This is a genomic window from Algoriphagus boseongensis (genome assembly GCF_004362805.1).
Classification (GTDB): Bacteria; Bacteroidota; Bacteroidia; order Cytophagales; family Cyclobacteriaceae; genus Algoriphagus; species Algoriphagus boseongensis.
This window is the reverse complement of the sequence record NZ_SNYF01000005.1, coordinates 642,360-658,394: the sequence shown is the minus strand read 5'-3', so window position 1 is coordinate 658,394 and position 16,035 is coordinate 642,360. Positions and strand designations below refer to the sequence as shown.

Genomic DNA, 16,035 nt, shown 5'->3' with positions numbered 1-16,035 from the left:
TAGTTTTGAAGTTATTAAAATCTTCAAGAAGGACTGAGCATTTCAACCCAATAACCCATGAACAGGAAGTTTTTCTACGGAATCGTTTTCTTTATTTCGATCCATTTCAGCTATGGCCAAGGCCTACAGGAAGTCACTTTAGATCAGGCTTGGAAAGATAAAATCCAATCTTTGGCTCCTTCAAAAACAGCTTTTCCATTCAACAAAAAGAAAAACGTGTTGGTGTTTTCCCTTCACACAGGATTCAAACATTGGGTCATCCCTCATACCGAAGAAATGGTAAAAATCGTCGGAGAAAAAAGTGGGGCTTTTACTGTCTCCGGGAGTAAAGACATCATGGAATTTGAAAAAAGCAATCTCAAAAAATATGATGTCATAGTTTTAAATAACACCTGTTCCAAACCAGATCATAGAAATCTATTTTGGGATAAGCTGAGAGAAGAATCCAAAGAGGACTCTGTGATATTGATGAAGAAAGCCAAAGAATTGGAAGCTAACCTTTTGGACTTTGTGAAAAACGGAGGAGGATTATTGGTCTTGCATGGAGGGAATACCACCTTCAATAATTCCTGGGATTTCAGCAGACTTTTGGGAGGAAGCTTTGATTACCATCCTGTTCAGCAGGCTTTCCAAGTGAGGTTAGAAGACCCTAAACATCCACTAGTCGCTCACTTCGCTCCTGAGGGTTTCAACCATACAGATGAGCCGTATTTTTATAAAAATGCCTATGCAGAGGGGGATTTCAGACCTTTGATGTATTTCAATAATGCAGAAATCAAGAGCCAAAGAAAGGGTCAAGAAAAAACTACTGGTAAAACCTACGTTTCCTGGATTCGCCCAGAAGGCAAAGGAAAAGTAATGTATGCTTCACCCTCTCACAATGCCCAAAGTTTCTACAATCCTCAACTGCTTCAATTCTATCTCAATGGATTACAATATGTGGCTGGAGATGTGAATTGCGATGAAACTCCAATTGGGAAATTGGATTAATGCGTTTGCATGAAGGAATGAATCACAGCCTCTGCGGCTATTCTTCCTGAAGTCATGGCGGCATTGATAGATCCATTGAGCAAATAATCCCCGGCCAAATATACCTTATCTGTGATTTTGGTTTCAGTAATCGGCACCTCGTACTTCATGTCGTCTACCTTTGGAAGGGCATAGGAAATGGTGTATGAGTGAACAAACTGGAAATATTCAGCATTAACTCCTGAAATTGATTGTAGCTCTTCTTTTACTTTTGGGATCAACTCTTCTGAGGAAAGTTCACTTTCCAAAACTGTAACTGAAAGGAGCGCTCTTCCATTTATTGAATAGGCAGAAGAGACATCGTTCATAAATACAATATTATTGACCAAACCTTCTCCGGTAACCAAGCCAATCATTGGTCGGGCAATAAATGATCTTTGCAAAGAAAAATAAAGATTGATCACGGAATGAGGTTTGCCAAATTGTCCTTGCAACTGCTTCATAATTCGATCAGGTTGCACAGCGACAATGATTCGATCGGCTTCTAGCTTTTCCCCATTTTCCAATTCAATCTCATTTCCAAAAATTTCCTTTACTGGAGAATCAAAGTAAATCTGGGTAGTACTCAACTGCTTTCTCAACATTTTGGGAATTTCTCCCATTCCTTTTTCTGGTACCGCGGCTTTTCCAAGGGCAAACATTTTGAAAACAAACTCAAACATTCTGGAAGAAGTATTCAAATGCTTTTCTAAGAAGATTCCTCTAAAGAATGGCTTGAAAAAATTGTGAATAATCTGTTTAGAAAATCCATAATCCTCTAAATACTGCAAAGTGGGAACTGAAGGAGAATTGAAAATATCCTGAAGTGACTTCTTTTTCAGCTCTTGGGTCAGGGAAAACATTTTGACCTTATCCAATAAAGTACCCACTTGAGAAAATGCCATGCCGACGATTTTCAAGGGATTCCGAATAGGATCAGAAATCATATAGGATTCTTTCCCATTAAAAATCACTGCTCCAGGATCAAAGGTTTTAAGGTGAAGAGCTTCGTAATCAAGATATTTTTTAGCTTCTGGATAGGCCGTATTTAAAACTTGAAAACCATGGTCTAGCAGGAAACCGTCTTTCTCATCAGTTTTCATTCTCCCACCGACAGTAGAATTGGATTCTAAGATGATCGGGGAATATCCCGCTTTTTCAAGTTCAAGAGCTGCAATCAATCCTGATATTCCCGCTCCAACGATGTAAATCCTTTCTTTCATAGCTAAAACCCCTACCCCTGTGGAGTAAGTTTGGAATGCAATATTTTCTGGGTGAAAGATAAACCAATCCTAGATTAAAGGGTTCGAATCCGAAGCCAGAAATTGAAAAGTTTTGATAAATGGTGGTCTTAAAAACCTCCTTCTTTGTAAAATCGCAACAAAATCTGTCCCAATGAAAAAAATTACTTCTCTACTGATAGGCTTATCCCTAGTTCATTTAGGATTTGCTCAGACCTATTTCCCAGAAAAAAATAATTGGCAAACCAAATCCCCAAACGAACTGGGATTGAATGAGGGAAAAATTAAAGAGGCAATTGATTTTGCAAAAGCCCATGAAAGTGATGCGAATCCCAATCTGAAGATCGCCCATTATGAAAGTGCGTTTGGAAGGGAACCTTTTGGATATCCTGTCGGTCCAATGGTTACCCGAGGACCTGCCACTGGATTAATTATTTACAAAGGATATGTGGTGGGTAAATGGGGTGAGCCTGAAAAAGTAGATTTGACTTTTAGTGTGGCGAAAAGTTTTCTTTCAACAACCGCAGGCCTGGCTGTAGCCGAAGGCTTGATAAAGGACGAAAAGGATCTGGTTTATCCGTATATGGCTCCCATATATCCCTATGACCCTATAAAATCTATGATGAACAAGGCGGATCATCTTTATGAGCAGGATGTTTTCGAGCTTTTTGGAACAGAACATAACAGAAAAATTCGCTGGGATGATTTGTTGAGACAAACTTCGGATTGGGAAGGAAGTCTTTGGGGGAAACCAGATTGGGCTGATCGACCTAGCGGAAGTGCTCAGGAATGGAGAACTCGTCCAAGAAATGAGCCTGGTTCTGTTTATGAATACAATGACACTAGAGTAAACGTGCTCGCTTTAGCCCTGATGAATATTTGGAGGAAGCCGCTCCCAGTGGTTTTGAAGGAGAAAATAATGGATCCCATAGGAGCAAGTGACACCTGGAGATGGACAGGATACGAAAATTCTTTTGTCATCATCGACGGGCAAATCTTGCAGTCTGTCAGCGGGGGCTCTCACTGGGGAGGAGGAATGATGCTTTCAGCTTGGGATCAGGCTAGATTTGGCTATTTGACACTAAGAAATGGGAATTGGAAAGGTAAACAATTGATTCCTACCAGCTGGATTGAAAAATCCAGAACCCCTACTCCAGCTCAAGCTGATTATGGTTTCATGAACTATTTCCTAAACTATGATCAAAAGGAAGTTCCAGGAGCGCCAAAAACTGCATTTTTGCACATAGGAGCTGGGTCAAATATCGTTTATGTGGATCAGGAAAATGATTTGGTTATCGTAGCCCGATGGATTCCAAACAATGACAAAGCAGAATTGATCCGCTTAGTTTTAGAAAGTCTTCCAAAATAATTTCTCTGAAAAACATGTATGAAGGGTTGATTTCAGGTTAGAAATCAACCCTTTTTTCATTCTTAAAACTTGAATTACTTGCCCCATTCAAAAAATTTTAAACCCGATATTTCTACGAATAATACCTCCAAACCAAATATTTTTCGCTGAAAAGCAATGAATTTTAAAGAATATTCTAAAAACTTTGGAAGCTAGCTTGGTTTCCGAAATTATTTACTCTACATTTGCATCGTCAAAATCGACATAGAATTTTTCGAGCCGTGAATCCTTACTGTCGCTTGTCTGGGATTTAGGAAACATGGCAAGAAAAGTAAGGACACATTCATGGAAAACACAATCAAATTCTCAGACCTGGGGATTTCAGCTGAAATCTTGCGGGCAGTGGAAGAAATGGGTTATACCCAACCTTCCCCAATTCAATCACAAGCTATTCCTTTCGTATTAGAAGGTCGTGACGTAATCGGTCAGGCTCAAACTGGTACTGGAAAGACTGCAGCATTCGCAATTCCGATCATCGATTTAGTTGATCCGGACTTTAACAGACCCCAAGCTATCATTCTTTGCCCTACTCGTGAACTTGCTGTTCAGGTAGAAGGAGAAATTCAAAAACTTGCCAAATACCACAAGAAAATTAGTTCTGTAGCAATCTACGGAGGTGAATCTATTGACAAGCAGATTCGCACCTTGAAAAAAGGCGTGCAAATCGTAGTAGGAACTCCAGGTCGTGTACAGGACCATATCAACCGTGGTACTTTGAAACTGGACAACTCTGGTATCATCGTTTTGGATGAAGCGGATGAAATGCTGGATATGGGCTTTAGAGATGATATCGAAGCGATTCTTCAGGAAATGCCAGAGGAAAGACAAACCGTATTTTTCTCAGCTACCATGGCCAAGCCAATCTTGGACTTGACCAGAAAATATCAAACCGATCCTGAAGTAATCAAAGTTGCTAAAAACGAACTTACTGTTTCCAAAATAGAGCAGGTTTACTACGAAGTTAAACCTTCCTTGAAAATGGAATTGATGGTTCGCTTGATGAACATCAATAACTACGCGCTAAGTGTGGTATTCTGTAATACCAAAAGAATGACTGACGAAGTCACTGAAGCTTTGGGAACCAGAGGTATCCTTGCAGAGGCGCTTCACGGTGACCTTTCTCAAGCTCAGCGTGACAAAGTAATGGGTAAATTCCGTAAAGGACTTTGTACTGTTTTGGTTGCAACAGACGTGGCAGCAAGAGGTATTGACGTAGACAACGTAGAAGCGGTATTCAACTTCGATATCCCATTGGACGAAGAATATTACGTTCACAGAATCGGAAGAACTGGTAGAGCCGGTAAGTCAGGAACTGCAATCACCTTTATCACTGGTAGAAGAGAGTTCATGAAACTTCGCGATTTGGAGCGCTATACCAAAGCGACTATCAATAAGATGACTCCTCCTTCTGTTTCAGAATTGGTTGAGTTGAAAAAAGCTCAATTGGTTAAGGACGTTTACAGAGTTCTTGGAAAAGAAGAAGACAATCAAATCTTCGAAGCTACCATTGGACAAATGCTTTCAGAAGGTCTTACTGCTGAGCAGATCGCTCTTGGCCTATTGAAAATGGTCATGGGAGATGCTGTGAAGGAATTGAAAGATCAGGATTTCGGAATCGAAACTTCTTACACTGACAGAAGACGAGATGATCGTAGAGATGGCGGAAGAGAAAGTAGATTCGGAAGAGGTGAAAGAGGATCTGACAGATTTGGCAGAGGTGAAAGAGGAGAAAGAGGCGACCGATTCGAAAGAGGTGGTAGAGGAGAAAGATCCGAAAGAGGAAGCAGATTTGGTGATAGAAAAGAAGGCGGAAGAGACTTTGCACCAAGAGGAGAAAGAACCCGTGATGCCAATATGGCTCGTCTATTCTTGAACCTAGGTAAAAAAGACAGAATCCGTCCAAACGATATTGTCGGTGCCATTGCAGGTGAAACCGGAGTTCCGGGAAAAAGCATCGGAGGCATCGATATTTTCGACAACTTCTCTTTTGTTGACGTCCCTCAGAAGGACGCAGATCACGTAATCAGAGTGATGAAAAACAACACGATCAAAGGGAAGACTGTAAACATGGAAATCTCAAAAGGTTAATTAGGTTATAGGTTAATTTGGTTTTAAAGCACATTTCTTCAAGGAATGTGCTTTTTTTGTGTTCATATACTTCTCATTCATGCAGCTATTTTTTCAAGAAAATATCACTGAACCTGTAACCCTTCTAAATGAAGAGGAATCCAAACACTTAATCAGGGTTTTGAGAAAAAAACAAGGGGATCAGATTCTTTTGACAGATGGGAAAGGAAAGCTGGCAGAAGCATTGGTCCTTGATGCCAATCCAAAAAAAGCAAGCTTAAAGATTCTATCAACCAAAGAAGCAGAACCCGATTCCTTCCATATCCACCTTGCCATCGCCCCAACCAAAAGTCCGGACCGGATGGAATGGATGGTGGAAAAAATCACTGAAATTGGATTTCATGAGTTGACGCTTTTGGAAACCATGAATTCGGAGAGAAGCTTTTTAAAGACTGATCGCTTGCATAAAAAAGTCATTTCAGCCTGTAAGCAAAGTCTCAAATTTCATACTCCGACAATTCATCCAACAGTCAGGCTTTCTCAAATCATCCATTCAAGGAATTTTGAAGGCTATCAAAAATTTATTGCCTACGTGGACGATAACCATCAAAATCATTTGCTTGATCTGGCAAAACCTGGAGGTAAGTACCTAATCTTGATAGGTCCAGAGGGGGATTTTGATCCAAATGAAATTGAGGAGGCTTTTTCTGCTGGCTTTTCTCCAGTATCTCTTGGTAAAAGTAGGTTAAGAACTGAAACGGCCGGTTTGGCAGCAGTTCAAATGCTTCAGGTACTAAATCGCTAAAAGTGATCGTTTTTTATAGCAATCCCTTGAAGTGAAACTTGAAGTCAAGGAGTAATTTCTTATTTTAGGGTTTTAGGAACTTTTCATAGTTCACAAGTTAAATTTTGACTGCCGTGCCGTACAAAGAGCGTGAAATCGAAAAAAAATATTACTCCATAGGAGAAGTGGCTGATATGTTTAAGGTTGCCCCTTCTTTGATCCGCTATTGGGAAGGAGAGTTTGATATCATTCGGCCAAAAAAAGACAAAAAGGGAAACAGACGCTTTACCAAAGACGACATCCAAAAAATCAAATATGTCTATCATCTGGTAAAAGAAAAGGGCTATACCCTTCAAGGTGCTCAGGAGGTAATCGCTTCAGGAAAACATCAAGGCTTTGATAAAGTAGCGGCTGTTCAAAAACTTCAGGAAATCAAGGACTTTTTAATCAATCTGAAGCATGAACTCCAATCCCGATCCAAATCATGAAAATTTAAGGTATCATTTGGCTTTGGCCTTGGCTCCAAAAATAGGTCCAAGTGTATTCAAAGCCATTTTAGCTTACAGTGGCTCCGCTAAAGATTTTTTCAGACTCACCAAAGGCAAAGCTTCAAAGATTCCAAGAGTTGGCGAGAAACTTCTTGAACTTCAAAAACAAGCTGATGCCTTACTTAGGAATGCGGATGAAGTAATTGCTCAATGTGAAAAGAAGGGTTTCCAGATTTTGGTTTCCTCCTCACCCAACTTTCCCAAACGGTTAAAACTGATTGAAGATGGTCCAATTGTGCTTTTCGTTCAGGGAAAAGGTGAATTGAATTTTGAGAGAAGTGTGGGAATCGTTGGAACTAGAAGTGCCACAACCTATGGGAAATCCATCACCCGTAAAATCGTTGAGGACCTCCTACCCTACCAACCTGTGATTATTTCTGGGCTAGCTTATGGCATAGACATAGAAGCTCATAGAGCTGCTCTCCAAGCTGGTTTGCCGACCATTGCAGTTATGGGTTCTCCTTTAAATCAAATCTATCCAGCCGCACACCAAAAAACTGCAGAGCAACTTCAGGAGACGGGCCTATTGATGTCCGAATATGCTCCCGGGAGTAAAATGATGCCGGGAAACTTTCCCGCGAGAAACCGGATTATTGCCGGTCTCTCCGATGCTCTGGTGGTAGTGGAAGCCGCTGAAAAAGGTGGGGCTCTAATTACTGCTGAGATAGCTTATAGTTATGATAAAGATGTTTTTGCCGTACCTGGAAATCTTCAATCCACTTTTTCAGAAGGCTGCAACCAGCTGATTAAAAAAATGAAGGCCTCCATTTACACCGGGCCAGGTGATATTGCAGATGCTCTTTTTTGGACGAGGCCCGGAGAAAAACTAATTCAAAAACCTAAGCTTGATTTGGAGGGCAGAGATGAAGAGGAAGTTTCAATACTCAAACTTTTACTAGAAAAAGGAGAATCGGAGATTGATTTAATTTCTTACAACACTGAAATTCCTTTAGGAATTTTGTCATCCAAGCTCTTGTCCTTGGAATTTGAAGGGATAATCAAGTCTCTTCCCGGTAAAAAATATAAGCTTTTACTATAGTTATACTCTTTTCCATCGGCGAATTAATTTGGGGTAGTACCAGAGATAAAAGCCACTAATTCCTAAAAAAATCAATCCTAAAGAAGTCAATGTTGAATAGGTAAGCTTCACCCCTTCACCCCCTTGGAAATAAAAGTCTACAATACTTCCGTCATGAACTTTTTCAATCCAATCTGAATGTCTTGTTTCAATGGAAAGAACTTCTCCCGTGAATCCATCGATCTGTACTTCTGTAAAATGGGTTTTGAAAGTTACTTTTCCTACTCCCTTATCCGGTCTGATGTCAATTCTATCCACCTCCGGGTCTTTACCAAGTTTTTTCATCTCCTGCTCTCCGATTCTGACCATTTCAGAAGGTAGGATCCAAATTCCATTTTCAGTTTGGCTTTTCTGGGTCACAGGAAGTAATTCAACTTTCTTTTTCCAAGCCAATAAAATGGAAGTTATTCCTATAATTAAAAAGAAAACTACAAGAGGAACTCCTATCCATTTGTGAATTACCCTAAGCCACCGAAGAGCTTTTACTTTGGTTGAAATTCTCGATTCTCCCATAACTTAAGAGTTGAAAACAAATCGAGCAAGCTTCAGGCTTTCAGCAAGTTCTGATTTACTTAAATTCAGCTCATGTCCTTGGCTTTCCAAGGTTTCAACAATAATCTCAGTAGCCATATTCCCAACCAATTCATCCTTCGCCATGGGACAACCTCCAAACCCCTTCAATGCCCCATCAAATCGGGTACACCCTCCTTTTAAGGCGGCGATTACTTTTTCCGAAATAGAATCTGGACGGCTATGGAGATGAGCTCCAAACTCAATAAAAGGAAATGCCTGGGTTTGAACTTCGAATAATTGGGTAATTAAATCAGGAGTGGCCACACCAATTGTATCGGAAAGAGAAACTGTCTCCACCTGGAGTTGAGCTAATTTCTCAACAAATTCTGCGATCAATTCAGGTGAATAGGGATCTCCATACGGGTTTCCAAACCCCATACTCAAATATACCACTTGCTTTTTTCCTTTTGCTACGCAAAGATTTTGGATAGCCTCAACTGTTTTTAAGGCTTCTGAAATACTTGCATTAGTATTCCGTTTTTGAAAGGTTTCTGAGACAGAAAGCGGGAATCCTAAGTAATCTATTTCAGGAAATTGCAAAGCGTCTTCTGCGCCCCTTGTATTTGCAACTATTGCTAAAAGTTTGGATTTAGCCTTATGCAAATCCAACATTTCCAAGACTTCTGCGGTATCACGCATTTGAGGAATTGCTTTTGGGCTCACAAAACTCCCAAAGTCTAGGGTATCAAACCCTACCTCCAACAATTGATTGATATAGGCTGCCTTGATCGCAGTATCAATAAAATCAGGAAGTCCCTGCATGGCATCCCTTGGGCATTCGATAAGCTTAATCATTCCCGAAGATAAAAAGGCAAATTCTCTTTCTAATGTTAAAAACAAAAAACCTGTCCAAATGAACAGGCTTTAACAATAGGTCTATAGGTTAATTTAGAATACTTCTTTGGCAATTTTATAGGTAGCGTCAGCCTTACTCATGGTATAAAAATGAAGGCTAGGAACATTGGCTGATACTAACTCTTTACACTGCTGAATAGCCCATTCAATCCCCACTTCTTTCACTTCCCCATTAGTTTTACACTTTTCAAGTTCATCTGTTAAAGCATCCGGAAGGTCCAAGAAAAAAGTTCTTGGGAGCATAGTGATTTGACCAATGGTCGTGATAGGCTTGATTCCAGGAATGATAGGAACTGTAATCCCCGCTTCCCTAACCTTATCCACAAACTCAAAATACTTTTGATTATCAAAAAACATCTGGGTCACGATGTATTCCGCCCCTTTATCTACTTTTTCCTTAAGATATTTTAAATCAAACTTCATGGAAGGAGCCTCAAAATGCTTTTCCGGATAGCCAGCAACCCCTACGCAAAAATCTGTGTGAAAGCTATTCTCAGTTTCCTCGTGCAAATAGCGTCCTTTATTCATTCTGACAATTTGCTCCACCAATTCACTTGCATAACTATGCCCTTCCGGTTCAGGAATAAATCTTCCTTCTGTCTTTGGAGCGTCCCCTCTTAATGCCAAAACATTATCCACCCCAATGAAATTGAGATCAATTAAGGCGTTCTCTGTTTCCTCCTTGGAAAAACCACCACAAAGCAAATGGGGTACAGCATCCACATGGTATCTATTCATGATTGCCGCACAAATACCAACTGTTCCAGGTCTCTTTTTGGTACTTACTTTTTCCAAAAGACCATTGGGATGCTTTTTGTAAATGAATTCCTCCCGATGATAAGTCACATCCACAAAGGGAGGATTGAATTCCATCAACGGTTCAATTCCCTCAAGAAGTTCTTTTAGGCTTTGTCCTTTAAGAGGTGGCAATATTTCAAAAGAAAAAAGAGTCGATTTAGCGTTCGCTAAGTGTTCGGTTATTTTCATGTGTTTACAATTTGCTTTTCAAAGGCCACAGGAAATCTTGGTTTGAGAATTGAAATTCCTTGTTTTATGCGATTGTCAAGCTGTATTTCATAAGGTTTGATTCACAAGCAGGTTTGATGGAGTATAGGCCAAATTCGGGGATAAAAGCCGCTCAGCATCCTGGATAGAAATCCCTTTTCTCATAGCATAGCTTGCGACCTGGTCCTGAGCGATTTTACCCAATCCAAAATATTTAGCATCGGGATGGGCAAAATAAAATCCGGAAACAGAACTGGTAGGATACATCGCATAGCTAGAGGTTAAAGAAATCCCCACACTATTTTCCAAATCCAAAAGTCGGGAAATTGTTTCCTTTTCAGAATGTTCTGGACAAGCTGGATATCCTGGTGCCGGACGAATTCCTTGATATTCTTCCCGGATCAAAGAATCATTTCCTAGGTTTTCTCCAACTGCATATCCCCAATAATTTTTACGGACCTGCTCGTGAAGATATTCTGCTGATGCCTCGGCCAATCTATCCGCCAAGGCTTTGAATAAAATATCATTGTAATCATCTCCATTTGCTTGAAACTCTGCCAATTTTGTTTCCATTCCCAAACCTGCAGTCACCGCAAAACAACCCAAGAAATCAGGCTTTTCAGGATGAAGGTAATCTACCAAAGAACGATTGGGAACACCTTTTCCTTTTTTTCCTTGCTGTCTCAGAAAATGAAATTGACCCACTTTCAAATTGGCGTCATTTGGTTCGAAAACGACGGCATCGTCTCCCTCCCGCTTTATCGGGTAAATCCCAAAAACTGCTTTCGCTTTCAACCACTTTTCAGAAATCAATCGATCCAACATGGATTGGGCATCAGCAAAAAGTTTTTTCGCCTCCTCACCAATAATTGGGTCCTCGAGAATCTTGGGATACCTCCCGCTTAACATCCATGTGCTAAAAAACGGAGTCCAATCGATGTATTTTCTAATTTCTTCAAGGTCTAAATCCAAAACCTGATTTCCTAAAACCTTTGGTTTAACAGGTTCAAAGGAAGTCCAATCAATCCCAACAGGATTGGATTTTGCTTCTTCATAGCTGACCAATTGTTTGATCGATTGCTTGGCTTCGTGCTCCTCGCGTAGTATCCTGTAGTTTTCCTTGATTTCCTTGTGGTAAGAGTCTCTAGTTTCTTCAGAGATTGCCTCTCCCGCAATTGGAACGGACTTACTCGCATCCGTCACATGGACAACTGTTCCTGAATAAACAGGATCGATTTTAACCGCGGTATGGATTCTCGAGGTAGTGGCTCCACCGATCAGCAAAGGAATTTTCAGCCCTTGTCTTTCCATTTCAGAAGCTACATTGACCATTTCATCAAGAGATGGGGTGATCAATCCACTTAAACCAATGATATCAACCTTATTTTTCACGGCTTCATCAATGATCTTTTGGGCATCTACCATGACGCCTAAATCGATAATTTGGTAGCTATTACAAGCCAAAACAACCCCTACGATGTTTTTACCAATATCATGAACATCACCCTTAACCGTAGCTAACAGGATTTTTTTCAAAGAACTGGCTTCTTGTCCTTCTTCTGGCAAAGGCATAAATGGCTCCAAATAGGCCACCGCTTTTTTCATTACTCGGGCGGATTTCACCACTTGAGGCAGAAACATTTTTCCTTCTCCAAACAGGTCTCCAACCACATTCATCCCATCCATCAATGGGCCTTCAATGACCTTCAGCGGGTTTTTAAGTTCAAGCCTTGCCGCTTCAGTATCCTCAATAATGTAATCCAAAATCCCTTTGACCAAAGCATGCTCAATACGTTTGCCTACGGGATCTGATCTCCATAATTCGTTTGCAACTTCTTTCTTACCAGAAGATTTTACGGTTTCAGCAAATTCAAGAAGTCGCTCTGTGGCATCTTCTCGCTTATCAAAAAACACATCTTCCACCTTTTCCAAAAGGTCTTTTGGAATATCATCATAGACCTCCAGCATGGAAGGATTTACAATCCCCATGTCCATTCCATGATGGATAGCATGGTACAAGAAGGCCGAATGCATGGCTTCACGGACGCGATCATTTCCTCTAAAAGAGAAAGAAACATTGCTCACCCCCCCACTTACTTTAGCCCCTGGAAGGTTTTCTTTTATCCATTTGGTGGCGAGGAAAAAATCTAGGGCATTTTTTCTATGCTCCTCCATACCCGTAGCAACCGGGAAAATATTCGGGTCAAATATGATGTCTTGCGGATTGAATTTCACTCGATCCACCAAGATTCTATAGCTCCGCTCGCAAATTTCAAGTCTCCTCTCGTAAGTGTCAGCTTGACCTTTTTCATCAAAGGCCATTACTACTACAGCCGCACCAAACTTCTTGACAGTTTTGGCCTGATGAATAAACTCTTCTTCTCCATTTTTAAGGGAGATGGAGTTCACGATTCCTTTTCCCTGAACACATTTTAAACCAGCCAAAATGATGCTCCATTTGGAGCTGTCAATCATGATAGGAATCCTACTGATTTCAGGTTCGGAGGCGATAAGATTCAAAAAGCGAACCATGGCCGCTTCACCGTCCAGCATCCCCTCGTCCATACACACATCCAAAACCTGAGCTCCACCACGGACCTGATCCAAAGCCACTTCTAAGGCTTCATCGTAATTCCCGTTAAGAATCAAGCGGGCAAACTTTTTGGAACCAGTCACATTGGTTCGTTCACCGATATTGACAAAATTGATAGTTGGGGTGAAAACCAAAGGTTCCAAACCCGACAATTTCAAATAATCCTGCTTAGGCATTGCTTCCCTCCTCTTCTACAAAATCCTCAATTTTCCTTGGCTGAAATTCAGCAGCCATTTTTGCTAATGCTCGAATATGGTCTGGGGTTGTTCCGCAACATCCTCCGAGAATGTTAAGCATCCCTTCCTTTAGAAAGTCTCTTACTTGGTCGGCCATTTCATTAGCCCCTTGATCATAAGCTCCAAACTCGTTAGGAAGTCCAGCATTTGGATAGGCCGATACGTAGAATGGTGCTTTTTGAGCCAAAACTTTCAAATACGGTCTTAGCTCTTTTGCCCCCAAAGCGCAATTCAAACCAACAGACAACAAAGGGACATGCGATACAGAAATCAAAAATGCCTCGGTAGTTTGACCTGAAAGGGTTCTCCCAGAAGCATCGGTGATAGTCCCAGAAATCATAATCGGAATTCCTCCTTCCCTTGGATCCAAAGGAATATTTCTTTCTTCGAAAACCTCCTGAATCGCAAACAAGGCTGCTTTCGCATTTAAAGTATCAAAGATTGTCTCCACCAAAAGGACATCCGAACCTCCATCCAAAAGTCCTCTTACCTGCTCTTCGTAGGCTTCTGCTAATTGATCAAAAGTAATCGCTCTATACCCAGGATCATTTACATCAGGAGAAATGGAGGCAGTCCTATTGGTTGGCCCCATAGCCCCAGCCACAAATCTGGGCTTGGACGGATCTTTCGCCGTGAATTCATCAGCTATTTCTCGGGCTATTTTTGCAGATTCAAAATTGATGGCATAAGCAAAATGAGACAATCCATAATCTTCCTGAGCTATTGTGGTGCCTGAAAAAGTATTGGTCTCAATAAGATCAGCTCCAGCCTCTAGGTATTCTTTATGAATAGCCTTAATAATGTCAGGCCTGCTCAAGGAGAGCAAATCATTGTTTCCTTTTAGGGATTTGGGATGATTTTCTAGCTCAGGTGTCCTAAAGTCCTCTTCGGTTAATTTATACCGTTGGATCATGGTACCCATCGCTCCGTCAAGAATCAAAATTCTATTCTCAATAGCTTTTAATAGGGTGTTTGTTCTGTTTTGCATCTTCATCAATTCAATTCAAAAAACTTATCGAGCAAAACGAAGGAAAAGTAAAAAGAACTTTTCCGCTCATCTTCTTCCGTCATTTCGGAATGGGAGTTAGCACCTTGGCTTCAGGTTGCTAAGACGTCATAGGGCCCTTCCCTCAGTCTTTCTCGATAAGCTTTGTCAAAAGTAACAGCAAAATTTCGATTTTACGTTCAATTGGATCCTTAATCAAAAAATCTTTTGCGGAATTTTCAACAAAACTAGACTTTTCCAAAAATGGATTAGGGTCTTAAGCCCACACCAAAAGTCAAAAATCCACCATTCATATAGCTAGTCATGCCAATTTCCCCCAGCCTATAATCCGGAAATCCCAATTCATAACCTGCACTTGCGGTAAACACCAAATCAAAAAGCTTTCTTTTAGTCATTGGAAGACCATACTCAAATAAAACTTCAGGCTTAAGCATCAGAGCTGAACTTTTTAAGTACCCATCAAAATAGCGTTGCTCGAATAGCTCGGGGAAATTTGGTTTGGAATTTTGGGAAAGGGTATACCTCAAATTCCCGTAACCTAGCCCCCCAATAGCTCCAATTGCAAAGTTTTTGTACTGCAAAAATTTCAAGCCTCCATTAGCATAGACGCGCAGGCTATTCAAAGTATGGTTTTGAAAATTATTGGCTTGGCCTTTCATCGCCAAATTAAACACGTCAACTCCATACAAAAGCCCTTCTGTATCACCAAGAATCCTTAATCCCCAATTGGATGGAGTTCCTTCTAAAGGCTGATATCCATAGTTTTCTAAGATTTCATTGAGCTTATTTGGCTCGGTGAAGTGAATTCCACGAATAAAATTGATAGAAATAGAAGCATCCTTATAAAAAAAGTTCTTTTCAGGTAGAGAGATTCCAGCGCCTAGTCTTATAAACGCTCCTGATTGAGCATTGTCAAAAGCCAATCCATTCATTTCCCAACTTCCTTCAAATGGACTAAACGAATAGCCTCCTTTCGCCAAAACTTGAATCGCTTCCTTTCTTCCTGGCAAGTCAAAATCGTAGCTTAATTGAAATCCAATCTCTGTTAAAAAATCTCCAAAACGTTGGGTACCCATTTGAATATCGTTTTTCCTTAAAATAAAGCCCTCTTTGGGATTCAATAAGAAAAGCTCCAGGTTTCTTGACTGATCCATTGGCAACATCTGGAAGTTCATGTAGCCAAAACCCAGTGCCATGTAATGGATTAGCTGAAATCTCCCCTCCTCGGTCATGGAATAGCCCACATTAAACATGGCCCTGGAGGTTCGGTATTTGATCTCCATTTCATCCATTTTATTGGCTTTGCTTTGATGCTGAGTCAATTCAAACCCAAGAATAAAGTCATTGATTCTTGTTTGATAGCCAAGCCCGTAGGTTCTATACCGATTTTGCAATCTAGAAAGACCCCGATCATCCAACAATTGATTGAATTGGGTCAAATTGGCCCCGGAAATCCCGGTAATTACATAAAAAGTAGGACGCTTATTTACTAAGCCTTGACCAAAGGAAATTGTTGCTGCAAGAAAAAAGCATAAACCCAGAAGGAATCTTGAAAAGAAAGTCATTAGCTAATTCAAAGAGAAATCTTAACAGCACAATCCAAAGACAAAATTAATGCTAAGCTCTCTCAGCA

General features: G+C 40.6%; 13 protein-coding genes and 1 riboswitch. Of the genes, 6 read left to right on the top strand and 7 right to left on the bottom strand.

The genetic code is table 11. The features are described from left to right. Positions 1-57: 57 nt before the first annotated feature. On the top strand, positions 58-990 hold the full coding sequence (locus DFQ04_RS02850) for a ThuA domain-containing protein (RefSeq protein WP_133552482.1): 933 nt from the start codon (positions 58-60) through the stop codon (positions 988-990). Here the strand turns inward: DFQ04_RS02850 and DFQ04_RS02845 are convergent. Continuing rightward, entirely contained in the window at positions 987-2,231 is a 1,245-nt protein-coding gene (locus DFQ04_RS02845) for an NAD(P)/FAD-dependent oxidoreductase (RefSeq protein ID WP_133552479.1), read from the bottom strand. The two genes, DFQ04_RS02850 and DFQ04_RS02845, sit on opposite strands and share 4 nt — an antisense overlap. Before the next feature lie 172 nt (positions 2,232-2,403). Between DFQ04_RS02845 and DFQ04_RS02840 the strand changes: the two genes are divergently transcribed. From DFQ04_RS02840 to dprA, 5 genes are all read left to right on the top strand, one after another. After that, on the top strand, positions 2,404-3,618 hold the full coding sequence (locus DFQ04_RS02840) for a serine hydrolase domain-containing protein (protein ID WP_133552477.1): 1,215 nt from the start codon (positions 2,404-2,406) through the stop codon (positions 3,616-3,618). 324 nt (positions 3,619-3,942) lie between these two features. Then, on the top strand, positions 3,943-5,745 hold the full coding sequence (locus tag DFQ04_RS02835; protein ID WP_133552475.1) for a DEAD/DEAH box helicase: 1,803 nt from the start codon (positions 3,943-3,945) through the stop codon (positions 5,743-5,745). 79 nt (positions 5,746-5,824) lie between these two features. Further along, positions 5,825-6,529 (top strand): 16S rRNA (uracil(1498)-N(3))-methyltransferase, encoded by a 705-nt coding sequence (locus DFQ04_RS02830; RefSeq protein ID WP_133552473.1) that lies wholly within the window; start codon positions 5,825-5,827, stop codon positions 6,527-6,529. 113 nt (positions 6,530-6,642) lie between these two features. After that, positions 6,643-6,996, top strand: a complete 354-nt coding sequence (locus tag DFQ04_RS02825) for a MerR family transcriptional regulator (RefSeq protein WP_133552471.1) — start codon at positions 6,643-6,645, stop codon at positions 6,994-6,996. Further along, on the top strand, positions 6,968-8,095 hold the full coding sequence (dprA, locus tag DFQ04_RS02820; RefSeq protein WP_133552470.1) for a DNA-processing protein DprA: 1,128 nt from the start codon (positions 6,968-6,970) through the stop codon (positions 8,093-8,095). The genes DFQ04_RS02825 and dprA overlap by 29 nt, the downstream gene beginning before the upstream one ends. Here the strand turns inward: dprA and DFQ04_RS02815 are convergent, their stop codons facing one another. From DFQ04_RS02815 to DFQ04_RS02790, 6 genes are all read right to left on the bottom strand, one after another. Beyond that, on the bottom strand, positions 8,096-8,647 hold the full coding sequence (locus tag DFQ04_RS02815; RefSeq protein WP_133552468.1) for a PepSY-associated TM helix domain-containing protein: 552 nt from the start codon (positions 8,645-8,647) through the stop codon (positions 8,096-8,098). A gap of 3 nt (positions 8,648-8,650) precedes the next feature. After that, positions 8,651-9,502 (bottom strand): hydroxymethylglutaryl-CoA lyase, encoded by an 852-nt coding sequence (locus DFQ04_RS02810; protein ID WP_133552466.1) that lies wholly within the window; start codon positions 9,500-9,502, stop codon positions 8,651-8,653. Between the two features lie 93 nt (positions 9,503-9,595). After that, positions 9,596-10,549, bottom strand: coding sequence for a methylenetetrahydrofolate reductase [NAD(P)H] (gene metF, locus DFQ04_RS02805; RefSeq protein WP_133552464.1), 954 nt, complete (start codon positions 10,547-10,549; stop codon positions 9,596-9,598). 87 nt (positions 10,550-10,636) lie between these two features. Next, on the bottom strand, positions 10,637-13,336 hold the full coding sequence (metH, locus tag DFQ04_RS02800; protein ID WP_133552462.1) for a methionine synthase: 2,700 nt from the start codon (positions 13,334-13,336) through the stop codon (positions 10,637-10,639). Then, positions 13,329-14,384: a homocysteine S-methyltransferase family protein gene (locus DFQ04_RS02795; RefSeq protein ID WP_133552460.1), complete on the bottom strand. Its 1,056-nt coding sequence runs from the start codon at positions 14,382-14,384 to the stop codon at positions 13,329-13,331. The genes metH and DFQ04_RS02795 overlap by 8 nt, the downstream gene beginning before the upstream one ends. A gap of 63 nt (positions 14,385-14,447) precedes the next feature. Next, positions 14,448-14,546, bottom strand: a riboswitch (SAM riboswitch). Between the two features lie 104 nt (positions 14,547-14,650). Further along, a complete protein-coding gene (locus DFQ04_RS02790) occupies positions 14,651-15,967 on the bottom strand; it encodes a hypothetical protein (RefSeq protein WP_243739622.1) in 1,317 nt (438 codons plus the stop codon). Positions 15,968-16,035: the final 68 nt, after the last annotated feature.

Coding starts and splice junctions, on each gene's coding strand:
- DFQ04_RS02840 (WP_133552477.1), top strand. CDS start 2,404: ATGAAAAAAATTACTTCTCTACTGATAGGCTTATCCCTAGTTCATTTA.
- DFQ04_RS02835 (WP_133552475.1), top strand. CDS start 3,943: ATGGAAAACACAATCAAATTCTCAGACCTGGGGATTTCAGCTGAAATC.
- metF (WP_133552464.1), bottom strand. CDS start 10,549: ATGAAAATAACCGAACACTTAGCGAACGCTAAATCGACTCTTTTTTCT.
- DFQ04_RS02830 (WP_133552473.1), top strand. CDS start 5,825: ATGCAGCTATTTTTTCAAGAAAATATCACTGAACCTGTAACCCTTCTA.
- DFQ04_RS02845 (WP_133552479.1), bottom strand. CDS start 2,231: ATGAAAGAAAGGATTTACATCGTTGGAGCGGGAATATCAGGATTGATT.
- DFQ04_RS02795 (WP_133552460.1), bottom strand. CDS start 14,384: ATGCAAAACAGAACAAACACCCTATTAAAAGCTATTGAGAATAGAATT.
- DFQ04_RS02810 (WP_133552466.1), bottom strand. CDS start 9,502: ATGATTAAGCTTATCGAATGCCCAAGGGATGCCATGCAGGGACTTCCT.
- metH (WP_133552462.1), bottom strand. CDS start 13,336: ATGCCTAAGCAGGATTATTTGAAATTGTCGGGTTTGGAACCTTTGGTT.
- dprA (WP_133552470.1), top strand. CDS start 6,968: ATGAACTCCAATCCCGATCCAAATCATGAAAATTTAAGGTATCATTTG.
- DFQ04_RS02850 (WP_133552482.1), top strand. CDS start 58: ATGAACAGGAAGTTTTTCTACGGAATCGTTTTCTTTATTTCGATCCAT.
- DFQ04_RS02790 (WP_243739622.1), bottom strand. CDS start 15,967: ATGACTTTCTTTTCAAGATTCCTTCTGGGTTTATGCTTTTTTCTTGCA.
- DFQ04_RS02815 (WP_133552468.1), bottom strand. CDS start 8,647: ATGGGAGAATCGAGAATTTCAACCAAAGTAAAAGCTCTTCGGTGGCTT.